General features: G+C 69.9%; 21 protein-coding genes. 11 read left to right on the top strand and 10 right to left on the bottom strand.

The features are described from left to right. Positions 1-392: 392 nt before the first annotated feature. Positions 393-737: a DUF3088 domain-containing protein gene (locus FOZ70_RS02360; RefSeq protein ID WP_021158240.1), complete on the top strand. Its 345-nt coding sequence runs from the start codon at positions 393-395 to the stop codon at positions 735-737. A gap of 52 nt (positions 738-789) precedes the next feature. Beyond that, positions 790-1,788: an ABC transporter substrate-binding protein gene (locus FOZ70_RS02355; RefSeq protein ID WP_048027016.1), complete on the top strand. Its 999-nt coding sequence runs from the start codon at positions 790-792 to the stop codon at positions 1,786-1,788. Between the two features lie 83 nt (positions 1,789-1,871). Here the strand turns inward: FOZ70_RS02355 and FOZ70_RS02350 are convergent, their stop codons facing one another. Further along, the gene (locus FOZ70_RS02350; RefSeq protein ID WP_027792604.1) at positions 1,872-2,192 is read right to left on the bottom strand and encodes a hypothetical protein; all 321 of its coding nucleotides are present in this window, start codon (positions 2,190-2,192) and stop codon (positions 1,872-1,874) included. A 394-nt stretch (positions 2,193-2,586) separates the two neighbouring features. Between FOZ70_RS02350 and FOZ70_RS02345 the strand changes: the two genes are divergently transcribed. Beyond that, a complete protein-coding gene (locus FOZ70_RS02345; RefSeq protein ID WP_219704872.1) occupies positions 2,587-3,861 on the top strand; it encodes a hypothetical protein in 1,275 nt (424 codons plus the stop codon). A gap of 51 nt (positions 3,862-3,912) precedes the next feature. Here FOZ70_RS02345 and FOZ70_RS02340 read toward each other — a convergent pair whose 3' ends face one another. The 3 genes from FOZ70_RS02340 to FOZ70_RS02330 form a co-directional block, all read right to left on the bottom strand. Next, entirely contained in the window at positions 3,913-5,055 is a 1,143-nt protein-coding gene (locus FOZ70_RS02340; RefSeq protein WP_219704871.1) for an FAD binding domain-containing protein, read from the bottom strand. Between the two features lie 39 nt (positions 5,056-5,094). Continuing rightward, complete coding sequence (locus FOZ70_RS02335) at positions 5,095-5,970, bottom strand: alpha/beta hydrolase (RefSeq protein ID WP_219704870.1); 876 nt, start codon at positions 5,968-5,970, stop codon at positions 5,095-5,097. A gap of 294 nt (positions 5,971-6,264) precedes the next feature. Beyond that, positions 6,265-6,984: a TetR/AcrR family transcriptional regulator gene (locus FOZ70_RS02330; RefSeq protein ID WP_219704869.1), complete on the bottom strand. Its 720-nt coding sequence runs from the start codon at positions 6,982-6,984 to the stop codon at positions 6,265-6,267. Positions 6,985-7,328: 344 nt separating this feature from the next. Here FOZ70_RS02330 and FOZ70_RS02325 point away from each other — a divergent pair, with 344 nt between their 5' ends. From FOZ70_RS02325 to FOZ70_RS02315, 3 genes are read left to right on the top strand one after another with little or no spacing between them, the layout of a single operon-like run. Next, positions 7,329-8,060 carry a YoaK family protein gene (locus FOZ70_RS02325; RefSeq protein ID WP_048027023.1) on the top strand — a complete coding sequence of 244 codons (732 nt, stop codon included), beginning with the start codon at positions 7,329-7,331 and terminating at the stop codon, positions 8,058-8,060. 48 nt (positions 8,061-8,108) lie between these two features. Next, positions 8,109-9,050, top strand: coding sequence for a VOC family protein (locus tag FOZ70_RS02320; RefSeq protein WP_219704868.1), 942 nt, complete (start codon positions 8,109-8,111; stop codon positions 9,048-9,050). A gap of 14 nt (positions 9,051-9,064) precedes the next feature. After that, a complete protein-coding gene (locus tag FOZ70_RS02315; RefSeq protein ID WP_219704867.1) occupies positions 9,065-10,534 on the top strand; it encodes an alginate export family protein in 1,470 nt (489 codons plus the stop codon). Positions 10,535-10,572: 38 nt separating this feature from the next. Here FOZ70_RS02315 and FOZ70_RS02310 read toward each other — a convergent pair whose 3' ends face one another. Beyond that, the gene (locus FOZ70_RS02310) at positions 10,573-11,478 is read right to left on the bottom strand and encodes a LysR family transcriptional regulator (protein WP_048027025.1); all 906 of its coding nucleotides are present in this window, start codon (positions 11,476-11,478) and stop codon (positions 10,573-10,575) included. A 120-nt stretch (positions 11,479-11,598) separates the two neighbouring features. Here FOZ70_RS02310 and FOZ70_RS02305 point away from each other — a divergent pair, with 120 nt between their 5' ends. Further along, positions 11,599-12,249 (top strand): DsbA family oxidoreductase, encoded by a 651-nt coding sequence (locus tag FOZ70_RS02305; protein ID WP_059555941.1) that lies wholly within the window; start codon positions 11,599-11,601, stop codon positions 12,247-12,249. A 165-nt stretch (positions 12,250-12,414) separates the two neighbouring features. After that, positions 12,415-13,356: an MBL fold metallo-hydrolase gene (locus FOZ70_RS02300; RefSeq protein ID WP_219704883.1), complete on the top strand. Its 942-nt coding sequence runs from the start codon at positions 12,415-12,417 to the stop codon at positions 13,354-13,356. Between the two features lie 69 nt (positions 13,357-13,425). On the opposite strand, the gene FOZ70_RS02295 is transcribed toward FOZ70_RS02300, so the two are convergent. Then, positions 13,426-14,340 (bottom strand): AraC family transcriptional regulator, encoded by a 915-nt coding sequence (locus FOZ70_RS02295; RefSeq protein WP_219704866.1) that lies wholly within the window; start codon positions 14,338-14,340, stop codon positions 13,426-13,428. 411 nt (positions 14,341-14,751) lie between these two features. Here FOZ70_RS02295 and FOZ70_RS02290 point away from each other — a divergent pair, with 411 nt between their 5' ends. The 3 genes from FOZ70_RS02290 to FOZ70_RS02280 all read left to right on the top strand — a co-directional run bounded on the left by FOZ70_RS02290 (position 14,752) and on the right by FOZ70_RS02280 (position 20,511). After that, positions 14,752-17,658 (top strand): winged helix-turn-helix domain-containing protein, encoded by a 2,907-nt coding sequence (locus FOZ70_RS02290; protein WP_219704865.1) that lies wholly within the window; start codon positions 14,752-14,754, stop codon positions 17,656-17,658. 164 nt (positions 17,659-17,822) lie between these two features. After that, complete coding sequence (locus FOZ70_RS02285) at positions 17,823-19,733, top strand: amidohydrolase (RefSeq protein WP_219704864.1); 1,911 nt, start codon at positions 17,823-17,825, stop codon at positions 19,731-19,733. 106 nt (positions 19,734-19,839) lie between these two features. Further along, entirely contained in the window at positions 19,840-20,511 is a 672-nt protein-coding gene (locus tag FOZ70_RS02280; protein WP_021158258.1) for a hypothetical protein, read from the top strand. Between the two features lie 79 nt (positions 20,512-20,590). Here FOZ70_RS02280 and FOZ70_RS02275 read toward each other — a convergent pair whose 3' ends face one another. From FOZ70_RS02275 to FOZ70_RS02260, 4 genes are all read right to left on the bottom strand, one after another. Continuing rightward, positions 20,591-21,703 carry an alkene reductase gene (locus FOZ70_RS02275; protein ID WP_059492760.1) on the bottom strand — a complete coding sequence of 371 codons (1,113 nt, stop codon included), beginning with the start codon at positions 21,701-21,703 and terminating at the stop codon, positions 20,591-20,593. 171 nt (positions 21,704-21,874) lie between these two features. Next, complete coding sequence (locus FOZ70_RS02270; RefSeq protein ID WP_021158260.1) at positions 21,875-23,092, bottom strand: MFS transporter; 1,218 nt, start codon at positions 23,090-23,092, stop codon at positions 21,875-21,877. Between the two features lie 122 nt (positions 23,093-23,214). Beyond that, positions 23,215-23,610 (bottom strand): hypothetical protein, encoded by a 396-nt coding sequence (locus tag FOZ70_RS02265; RefSeq protein ID WP_219704863.1) that lies wholly within the window; start codon positions 23,608-23,610, stop codon positions 23,215-23,217. 175 nt (positions 23,611-23,785) lie between these two features. After that, a complete protein-coding gene (locus tag FOZ70_RS02260; RefSeq protein ID WP_021158262.1) occupies positions 23,786-24,703 on the bottom strand; it encodes a LysR family transcriptional regulator in 918 nt (305 codons plus the stop codon). Positions 24,704-24,754 lie beyond the last annotated feature (51 nt).

The following is a 24,754-nucleotide window of genomic DNA, read 5'->3' as shown; positions in this document are numbered from 1 at the left end:
CTGCGCGGCCGATTTGTAATGTGCGTTGCTGCAAATCCGGCATGTGCGTCGCGATCGCGTCCGGCACCCCTGCTGCGGCGAACGCATCGCTCGAACGGCGAACGTCGGGCGCCGGCTACCCGCGGCCGCCGTCATATCGATCGCTGAAATGGTTCGATATCCGCAATGTCCGCGATGCAACGGGCGATGCATTTACGCAACGGCCGTCTGTGCGGCGCACGATCGATGCGCTACGCGCGCCGGCATATCGATTTCGCAAAACGTTGGTAGGGCGGTGCGACGCGCAACGGTAGAGTCGGGCATCCGGCCAGGGGCCGGCCTGCTCCGGGACCACGACGGCGCCCACGTGCGCATGCGTCCCGGCTGAACAACGAACACGGGAGCCGTCTGACATGAGTCGCGATGTACTGTTTTTGCTGGAACCGGGTTTTGCCGATCCGAAGCATCCGGGCCAGCGTTTCGTCTGTCCGCACGGACTGTCGATCGAGGGGCTGCTGGCGAGTGCGCCCGAGCAGGCCGGCCGCATCGACGTGAAGCGCGTCGGTTTCGAGCGGCCGCGCCACGCGGTGATCGAGGCGCTCGACGATGCGCATCAGGGCTTGCCGGTCCTTGTGCTCGGTCGCGACCAGCCGGCGCCGGATGACGCGCAGACGCTCGGCGACGTGCGGTTCGTCACCGACGCGCGCCGCATCCTCGAACTGCTGGCCGAGCGCCACGGGTTCCCGGTGCTGCATTGATGCAGCCGCGCGGGCTTCCGCTCAATTCGCAACCGATCGACAGGAGGATTCGATGGCGTCAACGTCGGCGGCACGCCGCCGCCTGATTCTTGCCGGCGCCGCGGCCGTGGCGGCGCCGTTCGCCGCGAAGGCCGCGTTCGCCACGCCGGCCGTCAACGCCGATCTCGCCGGCACGACGTTGCGCGTCGCGACCTACAAGGGCGGCTGGCGCGCGCTGCTGCAGGCGGCCGGCCTCGGCGACACACCGTACCGGATCGACTGGCGCGAACTGAACAACGGCGTGCTGCACATCGAGGCGCTCAATGCGGACGCGCTCGATATCGGTTCGGGCAGCGAAATTCCGGCCGTGTTCGCCGCGCGCCAGAAGGCCAGCGTCCGGCTCATCACCCGCGTGCGCGAAGACCTGAACAACCAGGTCACGCTCGCACGCAAGGACACACCGATCCGCAGTATCGCGGACCTGAAGGGCAAGCGCGTCGGCTACGTGCGCGCGACGACGTCGCACTACTTCCTGTATCGCCAGCTCACGGAGGCGGGCCTCGGCTTCGACGACATCCAGCCGATCAACCTGTCGCCGGCCGACGGGTTGTCGGCCTACGATCGCGGCGACATCGACGCGTGGGCAATCTACGGCTACAACGGCCAGCTCGCGCGCAATCGCTACGGCGCGCGCGTGCTGAAGACGGGGAAGGGGTATCTGTCGGGCAATTTCCCGGTGTACGCGAACCCGCGCACGCTCGACGATGCGCGCCGTCGTGCGGCGACGGGCGATCTGCTGCTGCGGTTCCGGCGCGCGTATGCGTGGGCGAACGGGCATTTCGGCGACTACGCGCGGGTGCAGAACCAGGAGACGCGCGTGCCGGTGGCCGATCTCGTCGCGATGTTCGACCAGCGCAGCGAAGACTATGCGCTGCTGCCGGTGACGCCCGACGTGGTGGCGCAGCATCAGCAGGTCGCGGATGTGTTCGCGCGGATCGGCGTGCTGGATGGGCCGGCGAATGTCGCGCCGTTGTGGGATACGTCGTTCAACACGCTGGTGGCATCGGCGTGATGCGATGCGCCGGGAAGACTCGCTCGTGAGCCGGCGGCTTCAGGCCCGACGCAGGTTTGGTCGGGCGCGCCGGTCCGGCGGGATCAGGCGAACGTCGTCGCGACCATGATGCCGAACACGAGCCCGAGCGCGATCCCGCAGAGCCGGCCGTAGATCGACGCGCGCACGTTGTCGTCGAGCACGAACGGCGAGCGCTTGTGCTTCCACACCGTGCTGAATGCGACCGGGCGGGTCAGCAGCGCAATGCAGGCGAGCAGCACCGGCGTGGCGATCAGCATCGCGATGCGCTGCCCGTTCCAGTCGACGCCGTGCATGGCGAGCGACACCAGCGCGGCGAGCGGCACCTCGACGCACAGGCCCAGCAACGAGCCGTTGACGAATGAATCTCCCGGGGTCTGGAACATGATCGGTCGTCGCGTCCGGATGAAATCGGCGCCCCGTTCAGGCACCTGGAAAATGAAAGCCACGGCCGGAGTCCAGGGTCGGTCAACCGTGATCGGCGTCAGTCGAGATGACGGCCGGATGTTAAGGCAAATTGCCGGCCGGTTGTCGGTCATTCAAGCTATTTAACAAATGTTCGGAATCGCGACGCATTTTCAGGTCGCGCGGGAATATCGCGTCGTGGTAAAAATCGAGCATCCATTTTCTGGCGAACGGGGCTGCCGCCGAATGGATATCGCTCGCAATCGTATGACGATAACGGGTATTCGACCGCCTTCCGATAATCGGCGTCGCGCATAAAGGCACACCGGCAGCCGGACCGATCGGAGCGACGGACTGACCACTCTCACCACACGCATGAACACGTCCGACCACAACGAGGCCGACCGCCATCAACTCGTCGCGTTCGCGATCGACGACAACACGCAGGCCTGGTACGAAATGGTCATCCCGTTCATCGTCTCGCTGCGCGCGACGGACTACCGGGGGCGCATCGGCGTCATCGGCTACGGGTTGTCCGACGAGAAGCAGCAGCGGCTGCGCGCGAACGGGATCGAGGTGTACGCGGCGGCGGGCGTCGGCGACCTTGCCTGGGACCGCTACATCTCAGCGGCCGCGATCTTCGACGCCGATCCGGCGTTGCAGACGCTCGCGCTCTACGATGCCGACATCTGGTTCCCGGGGCCGCGGTTCGACATCTTCGACGTCGTACCGCACGACGAGGCCCTTCACGTCGCGCCGGATGCGCACTTCTGCGCGTTCGTGATGACGCCGCTCATCGGCGAACGGCGCGACGCGCTGATCCACCAGTGCGTGCAGGACGTGCTCGAGCGGCTGGGGCAGCCGCTGCAGGCAGGGCTCGTGGTCGGCGGCCGCGAGCCCTGGGCGCGATTCGCGCGGTTTGTCCGCGAACAGGCCGGCAGGATCGGCCAGGACTTCGTGGCGATCTACGGGCTGGACACGACCTTCCTGCATCTGTGGGGCGGCCTCGGCCACGTGCGGCTCGTGGGCTGCGAGCAGAATTTCGTCACGAAATGGGGGCTGCACGAGCGGCACGATTTCGACGCGGTCCGTATCGTGCTCGAGCATCAGGGCAAACCGATCCGTGGCCTGCACATGACGGGCGACGTGCGCTTCCTGAACCACTGGCGCTACCTGGCGCGTCATGCCGAGCATGCGATCGCGCTCGGGCAGGCGTTCGCGCTGGCGCCCGAGGCCGGCAAGCGGGCGCAGCCGGCCGATCCCGGCCTGCTTCAGCCCGAACGCTTCGTCGCGAGCGGGTTGTCGGTGCTGGCCGCGCACGAGGACGTGCTGGCGAACGTGCCGCGCCTGGCCGCGGGGCCGTCGTTCCGCAACCCGCAGGGCCATGCACTGAATGCGTGGGCGGCGCACACGGTCGAATTCGCGGTGACGCGCGACCGGTTGGTGCTGGACATCTGGCTGTCGCATCTGAGCGGCCAGCCTGCGGCGCCGGGCTTGCAACTGGAGCACAACGGCGTGACGGTCGCGCTGCTGGCGCCGCACAAGTTCAGCGTCGCGACGCAGCAGGGCGATCGGGTGGTGCTGCGCGCGCTGACGCTGCCGGGGCAGACGTGTCATACCGCGTGGGATATCGTCGTGCGCCACGCTTGACGGCCCGGCCCGCACGCGCGATCGATCGAAGCGGCGCGCATCGCCGGACGGTCACGCGCGCCCCATGATCCGCGTGCCGAGCGAGATGCCGAGGTTGGACAGCGACGCGTTGGTCGCGAGCTGACGCTTTTCCCAGCCCGCCAGCGCGGCGTCGAACGCGGGGCCGTGCACGACGCCGCGCAGCGCCTCGGCGAGCCCGACCGCATTCTCCGCCGCTTTCGCGACGCCCGCGGCCGTATGCGGCCGCACGAGGCAGGCCGCGTCGCCGAGCAGCACCGCGCGGCCGAACGCCATGCGCTCGACAGAGAGATCGAGGATCGCCTGCGCGAACGGCGCCTGCGTCGCGTCGACGAGCGCGGCGAGCGTGGGCGCCAGCATCCGGCGGCCCGCGTCGACGAGTTCGCGCCGGTTGTCGTCGCGCATCGCGCCGGGCGGCAGCGAACCGTCGCGCTGCGTACCGTCCTGCGCGAGAAACAGCGACGGCAGGCTCGCCGGTGCGAGCCGCCGGTACCAGACCCAGTTCACGCGCCGCTTGCCCGGTTCGATCGCGCCGTCGCGGCCGGGGACCAGATAGGTGAGGAACAGGTGCGCGTCGCCTTGCTGGAACGTGAAGCGGTCGCGCAGCACCTTCAGCGCCGGCTCGGGCACCAGGTGCTCGTCGACGAGCCCGCGCCACGCGACATAACCCGCATACGCGGGCCGAGCATCGGGCAGCAGTTGCGCGCGCACGTTCGAGCGGCCGCCGTCGGCGCCGACCAGCAGGTCGGCCGGCTCGACGCGGCCGTCCGCGAAGTGCGCGATCACGCGTTCGCCGTCCTGCTCGAAGCGCTCGAACGACACGCCGCCATGCACGACGCCTGCGGGCAGCGCGCGCTTCAGCGCCGTATAGATCACGTTCCACGCGGTCTGCGTCTGCGGCATGTTCATGCGTTGCACGATCCGGTCGTGCGCGTCGAGATAGATCCGGTCGCCGGAATCGACACCCGCATCGTGCGGCACGGGCACGCCGCCGAACGCGAACGCGCGTTCGATCGGCGTTTGCAGCACGATGCCGCCGCCGTGGCTGTCGAGCTCGTTCGGCGATTGCTCGAAGACCTTGACGCGCCAGCCGGCCGCCCGCAGTGAAGTGGCGGTGAACAGCCCGCCCACCGATCCGCCGATCACGACCGCCAGCGGGCCCGAAACGTCGCTCATGCTGCCAGCCTCCCGATGGTTCGTTGCGCGCGCATCGAATCAGCCTTCCCAGTGCTGCAGGAAGTCGAGCAGCAGCGCGTTCACGCGCTCCGGCTGCTCCTCCTGCGGCAGGTGCCCGCACTGTGCGATCGGCTCGGCGCGCAGGTCCGTCGCCATGCTTTCCCACACGGATTTCATGTCGAACATCTTGCCGACCGCGTAGAAATCCTCGCCCCAGAGCGCCATCGTCGGGCACGCGATCTTGACGTCCGCGTCGACGAGATCCTGCTGCACGTCCTCGGCGTTCGCGCGGTAGTCGGCCAGCGCGCCGCGCACGGCGCCCGGGCGCCGGTACGCGCGCACGTAGGTGTCGAACGCGTCGCCGGAGATCGCGTGCGGGTTGTAGCACCAGTCGGAGAAGAAGTGGCTGAGCCACTCGGCTTCCTTGCCGGCGATCAGCGCCTCGGGCAGATCCGGCACCTGGTGGAACAGGAAGAACCAGTACGCGCGCGCCGTTTGCGCGGTCATGTTCTGCGCGACGATGCGCGTCGGCACGTTGTCCATCACGACGAGCCGGTCGACGCGCTCGGGGAAGTCCTTCGCGAAACGCGTCGCGACGCGCGCACCGCGGTCGTGCCCGACGAGCGCGATGCGGCCGATGCCGAGCGCGTCGAGCAGCCCGGCGACGTCGCGCGCCATGTTGCGCTTGTCGTAACCGGCGGCCGGCTTGTCGGTTTCGCCGTAACCGCGCAGGTCGGGCGCGATCACGCGGTAGCGCTGCGCGAGCGCGGGAATCTGGAAGCGCCACGCGAAGCTCGTCTCGGGGAAGCCGTGCAGCAGCACGACGGCAGGCCCGCTGCCGGCGTCGATGTAGTGCTGGCGAATGCCGTTCGCGGTGACGGTGTGATGGGTGATCGAAGGCACGGAGTGGGTCATGGGGCGATCGCTGTTCGGTTCGGCCCGCGCGAAACCGGCGCGGCCGCAAATGCCTTTCGAGGATAGGCGAATCGTGCGGCGCGCCGGATAAATTGTTCTGAATTCGCGTGATTGCGCGCACGGCCGGAACCGGGCCGCCGGGTCACGGGCCGGCCGTGGCAGGCGGTTCCCGATCCCCGTGTGATTCGCCCGGCCGGTGGCGTCCCGTCGCGTGCGGGCCTGACGAAGACGCATGAGCGTGAACATGCCGGGCGACGATTCGACCGTCGTCGTCCGGCATGCCCGCCACCCGTGTCAGCCGCGCCGGCGCCGCCGCGCGGGTGCGTCCGACGTGAGCCGCTTCAGCGCGGCGGGCGTGCCGTGCAGGAACGCGTCGATCAGCCGTTCGATCTCGGTGTCGAGATCGTCGGGCACCGGCAGGCCGTAGACCCACTTGCGCACGCCGAAATAGAAGATGCTCGCGTGCAGGCTCCAGACCAGCTCGACTTCCGCATTGCGCTGGGCCTCGGTGGTGGGTGTCGCGAGGTCGTATTCGTGCCGCAGCTCGCGCAGCACCGGCAGGAACACGCGTTCGCGCAGCCGCGACAGGTAACGCGTGTTGAACCCCTCGCGGCTGAGCCCCGCGAAGATGAACGTGCGGATCCATTCGCGCCGCAGGATGGTTTGCGCATAGTCGCGATAGAACGCGACGAGCCGCTCCTGCAGCGACACCGTGCGGTCGGCGATCAGTTTTTCCCAGTCGGGGTTCCACGTGTAGATCTCGTCGTACACGCGGTCGATCAGCGCTTCCTTGCTCGGGAAGTACCGGTACAGCAGCGGCTGGGTGACGCCGATCTGCCGCGCGAGCTCGCGCGTGCTGCCGGAAAAGCCGTGCGTCGCGAAGTGCTCGATCGCCTTCTCGACGATCTGCCGCTCGCGCGCTTCCGGCGCGAGCCGGCGGCCCGGCGTGACGGCGTTGCCGTCGGCGTCCGTCCCGCGCTCGCGGGCCGGCGTGCTGCGTTTTCTTTCGGTCATGCATCGGCTCCCGATGGTGCGCCTGCGTTAACTATCGATCGAAAAATAGCACGATTGACGGGCCGCATGCCGTGCGCGGCGCGGCTTTCGGCGCGCTGCGGGGCCGGTGCGCGGCGCAATCGGCGTCGTGCCGGCCCGGCTCCCCGGCCACGCGAGCCCGTCGCCGATTCAGAAAAATTCAGGCGGGCGCCATGACATTAAGGTCGGCCTTCACTAGTCTGGCTTCCGAACCGCCGCACGGGCCGGATGCCAGTCGGCAGGCCGGGCCGGTCGGCGCAACCGGAGCGGAACATGCGTTATCAGATCTCGCCGGGCGCCGGCGCCACCATCCAGGAAACCGGGTCATGCCGTCGCAGCCGGTAACCGCGGGCGCCGTGCCCGACCGCGTGCGGGGCGAGGACGTGTTTCTCGCGTCGATCGCGGGTTATGTCGACACGCTCGGCTTCGTCGCGCTGTTCGGCCTGTTCACCGCGCACGTCACCGGCAACTTCATCCTGATCGGCTCGGGCCTGGCCGGCGTCGGGCAAGGGCTCGCGATCAAGTGGCTCGCGTTTCCGGCCTTCATCGCGGGGATCGTCGTCGCGCGCGTGCTCGACCACCGGATGCGCCAGCTGGGCCACGGCGTGCGCGCGCGTTCGCTGTATGCGCTGCAGGCCGTGCTGCTGGCCGGGTTCATGCTGGCCGGCGTGATGGCCTCGCCGATCGCCGATGCTGACGCGCCGAGGACGATCCTGTGCGGCCTCCTCGGCGCCGCGGCGATGGGCGTCCAGAACGCGCACGCGCGGCTCACGGCCCGCTCGGTCGTCGCCAACACGGTGATGACGGGCAACGTCACGCAGGCGGTGATCGATGCATTCGACTGGCTGGTGCCGCTCGCCGCGCCGGCCGAACGCGCAGCCGCGCGCGTGCGGCTGCGGCGCACGCTGCCGCCGGTCGCGGGCTTCGCGCTCGGCGCCGGCGCGGGCGCGATGGCCTATCTGTTCGCGGCGTTCTGGGCGCTCGCGCTGCCGCTGGCGGTGCTGTGCTTCCTCGCCTATCAATCCGGTCGGCCCGACGAGCGGCCGACGTCACGCTGAATGCGCGCGCGGCATGTGGCCGCGCGTGCCACTTTCAAGGAGAACCCGATGATCGCACTGAAATTGCAACAGGCATGGCGGCTGACGGCCGCGTCGGCGGCCGTGCTCGGCGCATTGCTGGCAACCGCGCCGGCCCATGCCGACGAGACGCGCCTGCTCGACACGTCGTCCGCGAAGGTGCCGGCCGTCGCGGTCGGCCCGCAGTACGACACGACGCACGTGTGCGTCGCGCCGGAAGATTTCGACCGCTTCACCGACAGCTTCGTCGCGACGTTCGGCGGCAAGAAGTCGCAGCAGGGCGTGTTCCAGGTCACGCCGACGCCGAGCCAGACGATGTCGCAGCTCGTGTTCACGCCGGCCGGCACGATCTCGGTGTTCGGCTTCAAGACGCCGATCCCTTATCCGTTCTGCCAGGAGCGCACCGGTTACCTCGTCACCGACATGGACGTCGCGATGAAATCGGCGCGTGCGCACGGCGCGGACGTGGTCGTCGACACGTTCCCCGACCCGATCGGCCGCGACGCGATCATCCGCTGGCCGGGCGGCGTGAACATGCAGCTCTACTGGCACACGCAGGCGCCGAAATACGATCCGCTGCAGACGGTGCCGGAAAACCGCGTGTACGTGTCGCCGGAAAGCGCGAGCAAGCTGGTGCACGACTTCGTCGCGTTCTCGCGCGGCAAGGTGGTGTCCGACGTGCGCAAGGCGCCGGGCATCGAGATCGGCCGGCCGAACGATACGTATCGCCGCATCCGCATCGAATCGGGTTTCGGCAAGATGACCGTGCTCGCCACCGACGGCCATCTGCCTTACCCGTTCGGCCGCGAGATGACGGGTTACGAAGTGCCGGACCTGGCCGCGACGCTGAAGCAGGCGCAGGCCGCGGGCGTGACCGTGCTGGTGCCGACGTTCACGTCGAACGGGCGCGATGCGGCGCTCGTGCAGTTCCCGGGCGGCTACGTCGCCGAAATCCACGCGCGGTCGAAGTGATGGAGCGCGGGTCGATGGGGCGGGCATGGCGGCGCGTGCTGCCGGCCGCCGTGCTGGCCGGCGGCGTCGCGGGTTATGCGGGTACGGCGGCCGGGGCCGAGGATGCCGCTTCGGCGGCTTCGACGGCTTCGACAGCTTCGCCGGCCACGGCCGCCGGCACGACGTGTACCGCGAAGCGGCCCACGGTGCTGTTCAACCGCTGGCAGGAAGACTGGTCGGTGCTCGCGAACCCGTGCGTGCCGCGCCAGCCGGGCGATGTGCTGAAGTACATCCCGCTCGGCGGCGACCCGTCGACCTACCTGTCGCTCGGCGCGAACCTGCGCGAGCGCTTCGAGCTGAACAACGCGCCGCTGTTCGGGCTCGGCGCCGCGCACGACGACAACTACGTGATCCAGCGTGCGACGGTGCATGCGGACCTGCGTTACGCCGGGCATGTCCAGGCGTTCGTCCAGTTCGTCGATGCGCGGCCGTTCGGCAAGGACACGGTGTCGCCCGTCGACAAGGATCAGCTCGACATCGAGCAGGCGTTCGTCGCGTATGTCGACCAGATCGGCGGCGGCACGTTCAAGGCGCGGATCGGCCGGCAGGAGATGGCGTACGACCTGCAGCGGTTCGTGTCGGTGCGCGACGGCCCGAACGTGCGCCAGGCGTTCGACGCGCTGTGGGCGGATTACGAAATCGGCAAGTGGCGGCTGATCGGCTATGTGACGCGCCCGGTGCAGTATCGCAACGACGCGTCGTTCGACGACGTGTCGAACCGGCACCTGCGGTTCGACGGCGTGCGTGTCGAGCGCACCAACACGGGCCCCGGCGACCTGTCGGCGTACTGGTCGCGTTATACGCGCGACAACGCGCGCTACATCGCGGGGGCCGGCACCGAGCGGCGCGACGTGTTCGACATGCGCTACGCGGGCAAGTCCAGCGGGTTCGACTGGGACGTCGAGGCGATGCTCCAGACCGGGCACATCGGCCAGGACACGATCGGCGCGTGGGCATTCGGCGCGCTGGGCGGCTACACGTTCGCGAAGACGCCGGGTACGCCGCGCGTCGGCATCCAGGTCGACGGCGCATCGGGCGACAAGCATCCCGGCGACGGACGCATGGGCACCTTCAACCCGCTGTTCCCGAACGGTTATTACTTCACGCTCGCGGGCTACACCGGCTACAGCAACCTGATCCACGTGAAGCCGTCGCTGACGTTCAAGCCGTCGAGCAGCGTGACGGTGCTGACCGCGGTCGGTTTCCAGTGGCGCGAGACGACGGCCGACGCAATTTACGGGCAGGGGATGTCGGCGGTGCCCGGCACCGCAGGCAAGGGCGGTTCGTACACGGGGATGTATGCGCAGGCCCGCGTGGACTGGCTCGTCAATCCGAACATGGCGCTGGCCGTCGAGGCCGTGCACTTCCAGATCGCCGATTCGATCCGCGCGCTCGGCGCGCGTAATGCCGACTACGTAGGCGTCGAAGCGAAGTTCGGCTGGTAGCGCGGCGCCGCGCGTCGCGCGGCACGCCGCCGGACGGCTCAGTGCGGCGCGCGCACCAGCGTTTCGACGAAATCGATGAACGCGGTCACGCGTTTCGAGCCGCGCTGGGTCGGCAGGTAGAGCGCGGTGACAACCGAGCGGGCCGTGCCGGGCGTCACGTCGTATTGCTCGAAGAGCCGGCGCAGGCGGCCCGACTGGACGTCGGCCTCGACCAGCCAGTCGGGCAGCAGCGCGATGCCGGCGCCGTCGAGCGCCGCATCGCGAAGCACTTCGCTGTGGTTCGATTTCAGGCGCCCGGCAACGCGCACCTGCGCCGTGCCGTGCGCGTCGACGAACGACCACGCCTGCTGGTCGCCGCCGAAGTGAAAGCGCAGGCACGCGTGATCGACGAGCTCGCCCGGCGCGGCCGGCGTGCCGTGCGCGGCGAGGTAGTCGTGGCTCGCGACGACGTAGCGCTGGAACGTGCCGAGCGTTCGCGCGACGACTTCAGCGGACGGCGCCGCTTCGCCGAGCCGGATCGCGACGTCGATGCGGCTCGCGACGAGATCGACGCGTTCGTCGGTGAGCTGCAGGTCGAGGTCGAGTTTCGGATGGCGCGCGAGGAACGCCGCGACGTGCGGCGCGATGCGGCGCACGCCGTACGCGACCGGCACCGACACGCGCAGCGGCCCGGACGGCTCGTCGCCGCGATCGGACACCAGCGCGTCGGCTTCCGCGAGTTCCTCGAGCAGCTGCTTCGCGCGCGCGTAGTACATGGCGCCCGCATCGGAGAGCGTGACCTGGCGCGTCGTGCGATTCAGCAGCACGGTGCCGAGCGACGCCTCGAGCGCATCCACCGCGCGTACCACCGACGATGCCGCGAGGTCGAGGCGGCGCCCCGCGCTCGAGAAACCGCCGGCTTCCGCTACTTCGACGAACGCGCGCAGCGCGGAGAATTTGTCCATGTCGTGCTCTTCGAGTCTTCGTGCCTTTGTGCAGGCCGCAACGATGCATTGCGTGCCGTTCGCATTCTAACGTCGCCGCGCAAGCGTTATCTTCCGGACTGCAATGTACAGGAGATGACGATGAAACCCGTCGAAGTAACCGTGACCTACGACCTGATCTGCCCGTGGTGCTGGATCGCGGAGCACCGGCTCGCGGAGGCGATCGAGGCAGCCGGCCTGGCCGGCGCCGTGAACGTGCGGTTCGTGCCGTTCGAGCTGAACCCGACGATGCCGGCCGGCGGCATCGACCGCAAGGCGTACCGGAGCGCGAAGTTCGGCAGCTGGGCGCGTTCGCAGGCGCTCGATGCGCACGTGGCCGACGCCGGCCGCGCGGCGGGCCTCGTGTTCGACCACGCACGGATCGCGCGCACGCCGAACACGCGGCTCGCGCACCGGCTCGTCTGGTTCGCGCAGCAGCACGGCAGCGCGGTCGCGCTCGTCGATGCGCTGTTTGCCGCGTATTTCCGCGACGGCCGCGATATCGGCGATGCGGACGTGCTGGTCGAGGTCGCGGCCGGCGCCGGCCTGGCCGGCGATGCGGTGCGTGCCTTCCTCGCATCCGGCGAAGGGCTCGACGCGGTGGTCGCGCTCGAGGAGGCGGCGGTGCGCGACGGCATCGCGTCGGTGCCGTCGACGCGCATCGGTACGACGGTCGTCAGCGGCGCGCAGCCGGCCGACGTGTTTCGCGCCGCGTTGCTCGACGCGCAGCGCGTGCGGGATCGGGCCGCGTAAGCCGCGCCGGCTTTCAGAACGATTCATGTCGTGCTCAGGATTATTGCGAAACCGGCCGGTAAGCTCGGTGTCGCGCGCCTGACCGGCCGGGCCGGCAACGCGCGCGATATCTCGATACGCAACCGGGGAGCGGACATGAGGAACCTGAACTGGCGTACCGGCGGCATGCTGGTCATCGCATGGTGCTTCGGCATCCTCGCATCGGCCGCGTGTGCCGCCGAACCGGGCGGTGCGGATCAGGCGCCCGGCTTCTATCGGCAGCAGCTCGGCGGCCTGCGGATCGTCGCGCTGTCCGACGGCACGCATCCGTTTCCGGTCGATACGGTGTTCCGCGACATCTCGAAGGACGACATCCGGCGCGATCTCGACCGCGCGTTTCTCGAACCGCCCGTGCAGGGCTCGATCAACGCGTTCCTGGTCGATACCGGCACGAAGCGGATCCTCGTCGATTCGGGGGCCGGCGTGCTGTACGGCGATTGCTGCGGCAAGCTGCTCGCGAACCTGCGTGCGGCCGGTTATGCGCCGGAGCAGATCGACGAGGTGCTGCTCACGCACCTGCACAAGGATCATGTCGGCGGCATCGTGACGAACGGCAGGATGACCTTCCCGAACGCGGTGGTGCGCGTGAACGAGATCGAAGCGAACTACTGGCTCGATCCGGACAACAAGGCACAGGCGCCGGCGTTCCTCGCGTCGTTCTTCGATGCGGCTGCCGCGTCGGTCGCGCCGTACGTGGCGGCGGGCCGCTTCAAGTCGTTTCGCGGCGAAGCGACGCTCGCGCCCGGCATTCGCGCGGTGCCGATGCCAGGCCATACGCCGGGCCATACCGCGTACCTGATCGAGAGCGGCGACGCCGGGCTGCTCGCGTGGGGCGACATCGTGCACGTCGCGGCCATCCAGCTGCAGGACCCGGACGCAACGGTCCAGTACGACAGCGATGCGGACGCGGCGCGCCGCACCCGGCGCGATACGCTGAAGCGCGTCGCGGACCAGCGTTACCTCGTCGGCGCCGCGCACATCGCGTTTCCCGGGCTCGGGCATTTGCGCAGGGACGGGGAGCAGTACGACTGGGTGCCGGTCAATTACGACGCGACGCCGCTGCGGTGAGCGACGGGCGATGCGCGCCGTGAGGTGCCGTGATGCGCGCGTAGCGGTGGCACGCGGCGCGCGGCCGCGTCAGCGCGTCAGTTCGCGCCGCCAGGCGCCGGGCGGATGGCCGACGATGCGCGCGAACACGCGGTTCAGGTGGCTCTGGTCAGCGAAGCCGCAGGCTGCCGCGATTTCCGCGAGCGACATGTCGGTCGTCTCGATCAGTTGCCGCGCGCGGATCACGCGCTGTTCGAGCAGCCATTGATGCGGCGTGCGCCCCGTCGTGCGCGAGAACGCACGAATGAAATAGCCGCGCGACAGATCGCATTCGCGCGCCACTTCCTCGATCGACACGCCGAGATCGGCCTTCTCCATCAGCAGCTCTTTCGCGAGCGCCGTCTTCGCCGGCGACAGCAGGCCCTTGTGCCGCAGGTCGCGCGCGTCCGCGTTGCCGTACTGGCGCGCGAGATGCGCGCCGATCGCGAGCCCCATCTGCTCGACGAACAGCGTGTTCAGCACGCCGGGCTCGTCGAGGCTGTCGGCCACCGCGTGCGCGAGATGGCCCAGCACCTCGTCCTGTACTTCGGGCGCGCAGGTCAGGCCGCCGATTTCGGTGCCGTCGTGCTCGCGGCCGAGGCCGTCGAGATACGCGTGCGACAGCTCGACCAGCAGGAAGTCGAACTTGCCGTACAGGTCGGCACGAAAATTCCGGGAGAAGTCGCGAATGTAGATCGAGTTGTGCTGGAACCGCCGCTCGGAGCGGGATTGGCCGGTGCCGCCGTAGATCGTGCGCCGGTGCCCGTCGTTGAGCGACACGCCGATCAGGAAGCCGCGATCGCTGGCCGACATCTCGATGCGCTCGAAGTGCTCGTCGCGCATGCATTTGCGATGGAGCGTGAGCCCGCCGACCGAGCGTTCGATGTCCTTGGACAGCAGGCTCGACAGGCAGCCGAGCGTGTCTTTCGGCCGTGCGGCCGGGGGCGCGGCGAGGGAATCTGGCATGGCGGAACAATCCTTCGTTGGGGGGCGGCGCGCGAACATATTTACGCGAAGTTTAAACGGTGCACTCACCCGGCCCAAGTTAACTTGAATAAATGTCCACTTGCTGACGAAATGCTTGCCAGCGGCCCGACCCGCACCGCGCGGGCCTCGACGGGCACGCGAGCGCGCTGCCATGGCCAACGCGGGGCCGATGTCACCCCATTTTCGTTCGGCGCGGCACCCGCCCGCGGGCGCGCCGGTAGGCGGGAGGCCAGCGCATTTTCCTTCAAGATTTTTGTTAATTCGGTGTTTACACTCAGTCCACATTTTGAGACTTTGCGCCCGGCCGGCAGCGCTGCACGGGTGTGCATTCCCGCCCTGGTGAACGGCCGTGTTCACACGGCGGTCATCGTGGGGAACCTGGAGGCGGCCATGATCCAGATCGGGACGTTGTCGGTGGATTTCGAGCAGCGGGACATTCGCCACCACGGCGCGTCGCTGCGTATCGGCGCACGCGCGCTTGACATACTTGAAGTGCTGCATCGTGCCAACGGTTCCGTCGTGTCGAAGGACGACATCATGGATGCCGTGTGGCCGGGCCTGATCGTCGAGGAAAACCGGCTGCAGGTTCACGTCGCGACGCTGCGCAAGGCGCTGGGCGCGGACCGCGATCTGATCAAGACGGTGCCGGGCCGCGGTTACCTGCTGGTCGCGCCGCCCGCCGTCGCGCACGAGCCCGCGCCGCGCGCGGCCGCGTTGCCGGCCGACCCCGTCGCGGCGGCCCGCCCGGTTTCGCTCGTCGGGCGTCAGGCGGAGATCGGGCAGATCGTCGACATGATCGAGCGCGCACCGGTCGTCACGCTCGTCGGGGCGGGCGGCATCGGCAAGACGAGCCTGGCCGGCCGCGTCGCCCACGAGCTGCGCGAGCGCTCCGGCGAACGCGTGCTGTTCGTCGCGCTCGCGAGCGCCGCGACGCGCGACGACGTGCTGCTCGCGATCGCCGCGGAACTCGGCCTCGAGACCGTCGGCGTGCCGGGCATCGCCCCGATCGCCGGCGCGTTCGCCGCGTCGCCGGCCCTGCTCGTGCTCGACAACGCGGAACACGTCGTCGATCTGGTGGCCGATCTCGTCGATACGCTGACGTCGCGCGCGCCGTTGCTGCGCGTGCTCGCGACGAGCCGCGAACCCCTGCATATCTCGGCCGAAGCCGTGTTTCGCGTGAGCCCGCTGGCGGTGCCGGACAGCGACGCGCCGCTCGACGAGATCGTGCGCCATTCGGCCGTCGAGCTGTTCCTCGCGCGGATCCGCGCCGCCACGCCAGACTGCGCGGTCGATGCGGCCGGCATCCGGCTGATCGGCGACATCTGCCGGCGCCTGGACGGGCTGCCGCTCGCGATCGAGCTGGCTGCCGCGCGCGTCGCGACGCTCGGGCTCGAGGCCGTCGCCGCGCGTCTGGACGACCGGCTGAACCTGCTGACCGGCGGGCTGCGCTCGGCGCTGCCGCGCCACCAGACGTTGCGGGCGACGTTCGACTGGAGCTACGTGCTGCTGGATGCCGCCGAGCGCGCTCTGTTTCGCCGCATGGCGTGCTTCATCGGGCCGTTCACGTTCGATGCCGCGCGCGAGGTCGCGATGGATCCCGGGATGTCGGCCGCCGAGACGATCGCGGTGCTCGGCGAACTGGTCGCGAAGTCGCTGGTGACCGTCGAGTTCCACGGCGCGCACGCGCGTTACCGGTTGACGGAATCGACGCGCGCGTACGCGCTCGAAAAACTGCGCAACGAAGGCGAATTCGACCTCGTCGCCGAGCGTCATGCGTGCTACGAACGCGAGCACGGGGAGGCGCGGATGCAGGCGCTGACGCCGGCCGCCGATCTCGCGAGCCCGCGTGTCGCCGCGGACGCGCCGACACCGGCGCCGCACGAGCCCGTCGCGGTCGAGCCGCGCGGGCACGAAGCGGACGCACTGGCGCTCGCGTTGCTGGAACCGGCGCGGATGCGCGAATGCGCGCAACCGGCGCGGCGGGCGCTCGACGCGATCGAGGCCGGCGGAACCGATGCTGCCGGCAGCATCGACGCGGCACGCGAGCTGCGCTTGCGCGCGGCCTACGCGACGGCGCTGCTGCATACCGACGGCGATACGCACGCGGCGGCCGCGATGTGGGACCGGACGCTCGTGCTCGCGGGCCGGATCGGCGACGAGGCGTTCGACGCGTGCGCGCTGGTCGGGCTGTGGAACACGATGCTGACGCGCTCCGACATCCACGAATCGCTGCGCTACGCGACGCGTTTCGAGCGCGCGGCCGAACGGCGCGGCGACCGGCCGCAGCGGCTGCTGGCGAACGCGATGGTCGCGACGTCGCTGCATTACTTCGGCGAACACGCGCAGGCCCGCGAGCGGCTGGAGGCCGCGACCGCCGGGCTGGACGTGGCCGGTGAGCCGTCCTGCGCGGAAGCCGCGCTCGGGGTCGACGTCGCGACGCTCGGCCGCACGATGCTGATGCGGCTCGTCTGGATGCAGGGCGATCCGGAATACGCGATGCGGCTGGCCGCGCAGGCGGTCGAATCCGCGCGCCGCACCGGGTCGGGGCTGGCGCTGTGCGTCGTGCTCGGCGCCGCGGCCGTGCCGATCGCGCTGCGCTACGGCGATCACGACGTGATTTCCGACTATCTCGGCACGCTGCGCTCGACCGCGGAGGCGAACGGGTTCGACATCTGGCTCAGCCATGCGGAAGGCCTCGCCGGGCAATTCGACATGCAGGCCGGGCATCCCGGCGCCGGTCTCGCGCGGCTGGAACCCGCGCTGCGGCGCATCGAGGCGAGCGGGTTCCGGCGCCTGCTCGCGCCGCTGGTCGTCGCGTATGCGGAAGGGCTGACGCGCACCGGCCGCGCGGCCGAGGCATGCGCGAAACTCGACGCGACGCTCGCGCGCTGCCGCGCGCACGGCGAGCACCTGTTCGTGCCGGAACTGCTGCGCGTCCGGGGGCTCGCGATGCTCGAGCAGGCCCGCACCGCGGAGCCCGATGCCGCGCTCGCGTACGAAGTCGAAGGGCACCGGCATCTGCTGACCGGGATCCATACCGCGAACGGGCAGGGCGCCGCGATGTGGGCGCTGCGCGGCACGCTCGATCTCGCCGATCACCTGATCGAGCGCGGGCGGACCGGCCAGGCGTCGTCGCTGGTGGCGAACCTGTCGGGGCATTTCGATCCGCAATCGCGCGCGTTCGACGTGCGCCGGCTCGCGCGCCTGCAGAACTTCGTGCGCCCGGAGCCGGCACTGCCGGCGGGCCGGTCGCGCATGCGGCACGAGGCGGCGGATGCGATGCAGCAGGTGGCGTAACGGCATGCCCGGTTCGCGCAGGACGACACCGCGCCATCGCGCCGCGGCCCGTCAGTCCGATCGTTCAATGTTCAAGGGGGAGTGGATGGTCCGTGTATCGTCGAACCGGAGGCAGGCGGCATGCGGCCGCGTGCCGGCTCACGGCGCAAGCGGAGGGCCTGACGGTGCTTAGGGCGACGGCATCCGCCGCGGCGGCGGACCTCATCGTATGCAACGGCAAGATCGCGACGCAGGACGACCGGCAGTCGTTCGTGACCGCGCTCGCCGTGAAGGACGGCCGGATCCTCGCGGCCGGCAGCGGGCACGACGTGATGTGCCATGCGCATGCCGGAACGCAGTGCATCGACCTGAACGGCCGCACCGTGATCCCGGGGCTGAACGATTCGCACCTGCACATGATCCGCGGCGGCCTGAACTTCAACCTGGAACTGCGCTGGGACGGCGTGCCGACGCTGGCCGACGCGCTCGCGATGCTGCGTCGCCAGGTGCTGCGCACGCCCGCGCCGCACTGGGTGCGCGTGGTCGGCGGCTGGACCGAATTCCAGTTCGCCGAAAAGCGCGGGCCGACGGCGGCCGAACTGAACGCGATCGCGCCCGACACGCCGGTCTTCATCATGCACCTGGGCGACAGCGCGCTGCTGAACGCGGCCGCGCTGCGCGCGATCGGCTACGGCCGCGACACGTCGAACCCGCCCGGCGGCGAGATCCAGCGCGATCGCCTCGGCCGGCCGACCGGCCTGCTGATCGCGCGCCCGGACATGGCCGTGCTGCACGAGGCGCTCGAACGGGCCCCGAAGCTCGGCCACGACGACCAGATGAATTCGATGCGGCATTTCATGCGCGAGCTGAACCGGCTCGGCGTGACGAGCGCGATCGACGCGGGCGGCGATTTCCAGTCCTTTCCGGACGACTACGGCGCGATCCTGGCCCTCGCGCGGCGCGGCGAAATGACCGTGCGCGTCGCGTACAGCCTGTTCGTGCAGCATGCGGGGCGGGAGCTCGACGACTACGCGCGCTGGGTGACGCTCGCGAAACCCGGCGACGGCGACGCGTTCCTGCGGATGAACGGCGCCGGCGAGCTGCTGGTGTATTCGGCCGCCGATTTCGGCAATTTTCTCGAACCGCGCCCCGATCTGCCGGCGGCGCTGGAGGCCGAACTGGCCGCGGTGGTGCGGCTGCTGGTGCGGCACCGCTGGCCGTTCCGGCTGCATGCGACCTACGACGAATCGATCGGCCGCTTCCTGAACGTGCTCGAAGCCGTGAACCGCGAGACGCCGTTCGACGGCCTGCGCTGGTTCTTCGATCACTGCGAGACGATCACGGATGCGAACATCGCGCGCATCGCCGCGCTCGGCGGCGGCGTGACGGTCCAGCACCGGATGGCGTTCCAGGGCGAGTACTTCATCGCGCGTTACGGCGCGCAAGCCGCGATGCGCACGCCGCCGATCCGCGCGATGCTGGCGGCGGGGCTGCCGGTCGGCGCGGGCACCGACGCAACGCGCATCGCGAGCTACAACCCGTTCGTGTCGCTGTACTGGATGGTGTCGGGGCGCACGGTCGGTGGTACGGCGCTGTATCCGGAACGCAACCGGCTCGGCCGGATGGAAGCGCTGCGCTGCTATACGGTCGGCAGCGCATGGTTTTCCGGCGAGGACGACTGCAAGGGCGCGCTGGTGCCCGGCCACTACGCCGATTTCGCGGTGCTGACGGACGACTACTTCACGATCGACGAAGCGCGGATCACGTCGCTGTCGTCGGTGCTGACGGTCGTCGGCGGCAGGATCGTGCATGCGGACGACGAGTTCGCGTCGCTCGCACCGCCGCCGCCGGCGGTCAGCCCCGCGTGGTCGCCGGTCGCCGAATTCGGCGGTGCCGGCCGGCGTCGTTCGGCCGAGTCGGCTTCGCGGCGCGACGCGGCCTGCGCAGCCGGTGCAGCCGGTGCAGCCGGCGCGGGCCCGCAAGCGGCCGGTGCCGCGCGCGGGCTCGGGCGCGCGTTCGTGCAGCGCCTGCATGCGGCCGCGACGGAAACCGCCGAGCAGTGCGAAGCATCGGGTTACCCCGGTTTCGCGTACTAGGCCGACGCCGTACCGGCCGCCAGTGTGCCCGCGCCGGCTGCGTCGGCGCGGGCCGCGCGAGGCATGGACAATTTTCCGCCCCCGGCGAGGGGCAGAAGGAGACGAGATGAGTTCTGCGCACACGTGCGCGTCGGCCGACGACGAAGTCGCCGGTGTCCGCATTCCGCGGACGCCGATGGCGATCGAAGCGGCCGAAGCAGCCCGCGCGTCGCTGCCGCGGGCGATCACCGGGCATGCGAGCCGGGTGTTCGTGCTCGCGTCGCTGGCCGCGCAGCGTGCCGGCGAGACCTGCGATGCCGATGCGCTGTATGTGGCCGCGATGTACGCGAACATGGGACTGAGCACCGCGTATGGCCGCTCGGCCGCGCGCTACGAGCTCGACAGCGCCGATGCCGCCGATACGTTCCTGCTGCGCCACCAGACGTCGCAGCGCCTGCGCGACGACGTGTGGCACGCGATCGCGCTGCATACGACGCCCGGCGTCGCCGCGCGCGTGTCGCCGCTCGCGCGCGTGCTGGCGGCCGCCGTCTCGACCGACCTGATGGCCACCGATTTCGACGCGTATTCGGCCGACGAGCGGCGCGCGCTGCTCGCCGCCTACCCGCGCGGCGAAGGCTTCGGCGACGCGTTCCTCGATGCGGTCGCACGCGGCGTCGCGCACCGGCCGGCGTCGACGTTCGGCACGTGGAGCGCCGACGTGCTCGAACGCGCCGATCCGGATTTTCACCGGCTGAATTTCTGCGGGCGCGTGCTCGGCGCACGCTGGCAGGACGCCTGACGGGGTCCCGCGGGTTCCGGCTGGTTCCGGCGGCGTGAGCCGGGTGCACAGGTGCTCACGCGCCTGCGCACCTGGGCGCTTACGCACTCACGCCCGCCGCATCGTGACGCGCATAGTCGACATAGCCCGCGCGGTCGCCGCCGTACCAGCCGACCGCCTTCGGCGCGGCGAGCGGTGCGTTCGCCGCAAGGCGTTCGACCAGATCGGGGTTCGCGATGTACGCCCGCGCGAACGCGACGAGATCGGCGTCGCCCGCGTCGATCAGCGCATTCGCGGCATCCGGCGCGATGCCGCCGTTGACGATCAGCGTGCCGCCGAAATGCTTGCGCGTGTTCGCGACGATGCGTGGCAGGTCGGGCTCGCCGCTCCAGCCGTTGGTGTCCGCCGCGTGCACATAGGCGACACCGGCTTCGTCGAGCATGCGGCCGACGTACGCGTACGTCGCATCCGGATCCGCGTCACGCACGTTGTTGTATTTCGCGTACGGCGAGATACGCACGCCCACGCGGCTGAGCGGCATCACGGCGCCGACCGCGTCGACGATCTCCTCGAGGAAGCGCGCGCGGTTCGCGACCGAGCCGCCGTATCGGTCGTCGCGGCGGTTCAGCGTCGACGACAGGAACTGGTGCGGCAGGTAGCCGTTGGCCGCGTGGATCTCGACGCCGTCGAAGCCGGCCGCCATCGCGCGGACGGCCGCGTCGCGGAATTCGTCGACCGTGTCGGCCACCTCGTCCGTCGTCATCGCGCGCGACGGCGTCGCGTGGATCTTCGTGTAATAGCCGTTCTGCAACTGCGCCCACACCTGCAACTGCTCGAGATCGTCGTTCACGCCGGACGGCGACAGCGGCGCGGCGCCGCCGAGCAGCGTCAGCGAGCTCACGCGGCCGCCGTGCCACAGCTGCGCGAAGATCCGGCCGCCGTTCGCATGCACGGCGTCCGTGACCTGCTTCCAGCCGGCCGCCTGCTCGTCGGTGACGAGCCCCGGCGTCAGTTCGAACGAAGCGGACGCCGGGCTGACGTTGGTCGCCTCGGTCACGATCAGGCCGGCGGACGCGCGCTGCGCGTAGTACTCGGCCATCAGTTCGGTCGGCTGGCCGCGCGACGGCGCGCGCGAGCGCGTCATCGGCCCCATCACGACACGGTTGGGAAGCGGCAGGCCGCGCAGGTCGTAGTGGCTGAGCAGGGAAGACATGATGGATTCCTTTTTGCGTGAGGCAGGGCGGCGCCGCGTGTCGCGTGGTGGCGACCGGTCAGGCGGCGGGCCCTGCGGAAAGTTCGAAACAGACGGAAGTGACGTGCCGGCAGCGTTCCGGCGCGCGAGCGGCCCGGAGGGCGTCGCGCGTGAACCGGTGCCGGCGCCGGTTCAGGACTGGGCGTGGCGTTGTGCGTGCGGACGCCCGATCACGAGGTAGTGGGCGAGTGCGATGACCGGGAACGCGCCGGCGACTGCAGCGACGAGCGGCCAGCCGCCGTGTTCGTACAGCGGGCTCGCGAGCGCGGAGCCGATCGCGCCGCCGACGAAGATGCTCGTCATGTACAGCGCGTTCAGCCGGTTGCGGCTTGCCGCGTGCAGCGCATAGATCTCGCGCTGGCCGAGCACCATGTTCATCTGCACCGCGAAGTCGAGCACGATGCCGGTGACGACGAGGCCATACAGGCCGGCGCCGTGGATCAGCGCGACCGCGTACGACAGCGCGCCGGCGACCAGCGCGATCAGCGTCGCCCGCACGCCGTGGCCGGCATCGGCGAGGCGGCCGGCAACCGGGGCCGACGTCGCGCCGATGGCCCCGACCAGCGCGAACAGGCCGATGGCCGATTGCGACAGCCCGTAGTGGCGCGTGAGCTCGACCGGCACGGCGGTCCAGAACAGGCTGAACGACGCGAACATCAGGCCCTGGTAGAACGCGCGATGGCGCAGCACCGGCATCGTGCGGACCAGGTGCAGCAGCGAGCCGATCAGCTCGAAATAGGTCGCGCGGTGATCGGGCTGGCGCGACGGGATCGTCAGCGCGAGCACGGCGGTCACGAGCGTCATCAGCACCGCGGCGGCCGCGAACACGAAGCGCCAGCCGAACGCGTCGGCCACCACGCTCGACAGCGGGCGCGCGAGCAGGATGCCGAGCAGCAGCCCGCCCATGATCGTGCCGACCACGCGGCCGCGCGAATGATCGGGCGCCAGGTGCGCGGCGAGCGGCACCAGGATCTGCACCGCGACCGAGCTGAAGCCGATCAGCAGCGAAACCGCGAGGAACAGTCCGGGCGTCTGCACGACGGCCGCCGCCGCGAGGCTCGCGATCGACACGACGGCCGTGACGATCATCAGCTTGCGGTTCTCGAGCAGGTCGCCGAGCGGCACGATGAAGAACAGGCCGAACGCATAGCCGATCTGCGTCAGCGACACGATCAGGCTCGCGGTTGCGCCGGACATGTGCAGGCTCGGCGCGATGAGTTCAGTGATCGGCTGCGCGTAGTACAGGTTCGCGACGATCGCGCCGCAACTGAACGCGAACAGCAGGATGAGGCCCTGCGTGAGCTTGGCTGCGTGCCCGTGGGCCGCGAGCGGGGTGGATTCTGCTGACATGGTCGACTCCTTCGAAAGAGATGTCGGGGGCCCGGCTGTCGGGCGGGCGTGATGGGATACGGGTGTTCGGGTGTTCCGGTGTTCGCCGCGGCGAAACGCAAGCCGCCGCATTGCCGACAAGGTTATTGATCGATCGATAACAAGAGAATACGGCCGGCGCGCAATCGAGCTTTGCGTGCCGCGCAAAGGGGTCGGAGCGCGTGCGGGTTCATGTGAGGGGGCTGAGGCCGAAGCCGAGACCGGTCGCGAGCCGCATGCCGGCGAGGGCGAGGGGGCCGCTGCGACGCGGCGCGTGGCCGCCCACGACGCGGCGCGACGTCGCGCGCGTCGGCCGGCAACGCCTGCGCGAGCGTGCCGGGGGCGGCGAGCGCCTTCGACTTGCCGGATGCCGGATGCGGGCGCGGCGTGCGGGCCGCGTCGCCGACGCGCGCGATGCGCCCGTGCGCGAACGCGGGGCCGAGGACATCGAAGACGGCGTGGACGTCCTGGACGGACGGGCCGGCGTTCGCGATCGTCATGTTGGGCCTCTCGAAACGGGCCTCCGGCGCGGATATCGCGGATCGCAAGGCCCCTGAGAGCAGTCTGGATCGGGTGGACTGAATAGTCCTAAACCGCGTCTTAATTCACTTGATCGATGCGGTGTGCGCGCGGGCGCGGCCGCGCGGTTTCAGCGACGGGCATCGACGGCGGGCGTCAGCGGCGCTGCCCCTGCAGCGTCGGAATCTGCGCGAACAGCCCGGCGAGCCAGTCGACGAACACCTTGAGCTTGACGGGCGTATGCCGGTTGGGCGGATACAGGATCGAGATCGGCCGCGGCGGCGTGTTGAAATCGGTCAGCACCTCGCGCAGGCGCCCCGATTGCAGGTACGGCTCGACCAGGTACAGCGAGGTCTTGATCAGGCCGATGCCGGCGACGCCGCATGCGATATAGGTGTCGGCATCGTTGACCGCGACGGTGCCGCACATCTGCACGATGCGCGTTTCGCCGTCGACGACGTAGTCCCACGGCCGCGGCCGGCCCGTATCGGCCGACATGTGGCTGACCGCGATGTGCTGCGCGAGATCGTCGACCGTCTCGGGCGCGCCGCAGCGCTCGAGATACGCGGGCGCCGCGCACGTGCAGGTGGTCAGGCTGCCGATCCGTTTCGCGACCAGCCCCGAGTCGTCGAGCGCGCCGATGCGCACGACGCAATCGACGCCTTCACCGACGAGGTCGATCTGCCGGTCGGTCACGCCGAGTTCGACCGAGATGCCCGGATGCGCGGCGAGAAACTCGGGCAGCGCGGGCACCATGATCTGCTTGGCCATCGCCGGCGGCAGGTTCACCTTCAGGCGGCCGCGCGGCACGTTGCGCGCCTGCGAGACGGCCGCCTCCATGTCGTCGATCTCGCGCAGTACGCCGACGCAGCGCTCGTAGTAAGCCTGGCCGTCCTCGGTCAGCGAGATCCGGCGGGTGGTGCGGTTCAGCAGCCGGCAGCCGAGATGCTGTTCGAGCGTGCTCAGCAGCGCGGAGACGCGCGGCGTCGTCAGCCCGGTCGTGTCGGACGCGCGCGTGAAGCTGCCCGTCTCGACGATGCGCGTGAACACGCGCATCGAAAGCAAGGTATCCATCGTTCGGAAATCTCCAGCCTGTTCGTTGCCTGCGCCGGTGCATGCCGGCGC

This window comes from Burkholderia sp. COPS, from assembly GCF_019425585.1.
Classification (GTDB): Bacteria; Pseudomonadota; Gammaproteobacteria; order Burkholderiales; family Burkholderiaceae; genus Burkholderia; species Burkholderia cepacia.
This window is presented reverse-complemented; position numbering and strand designations above follow the sequence as displayed.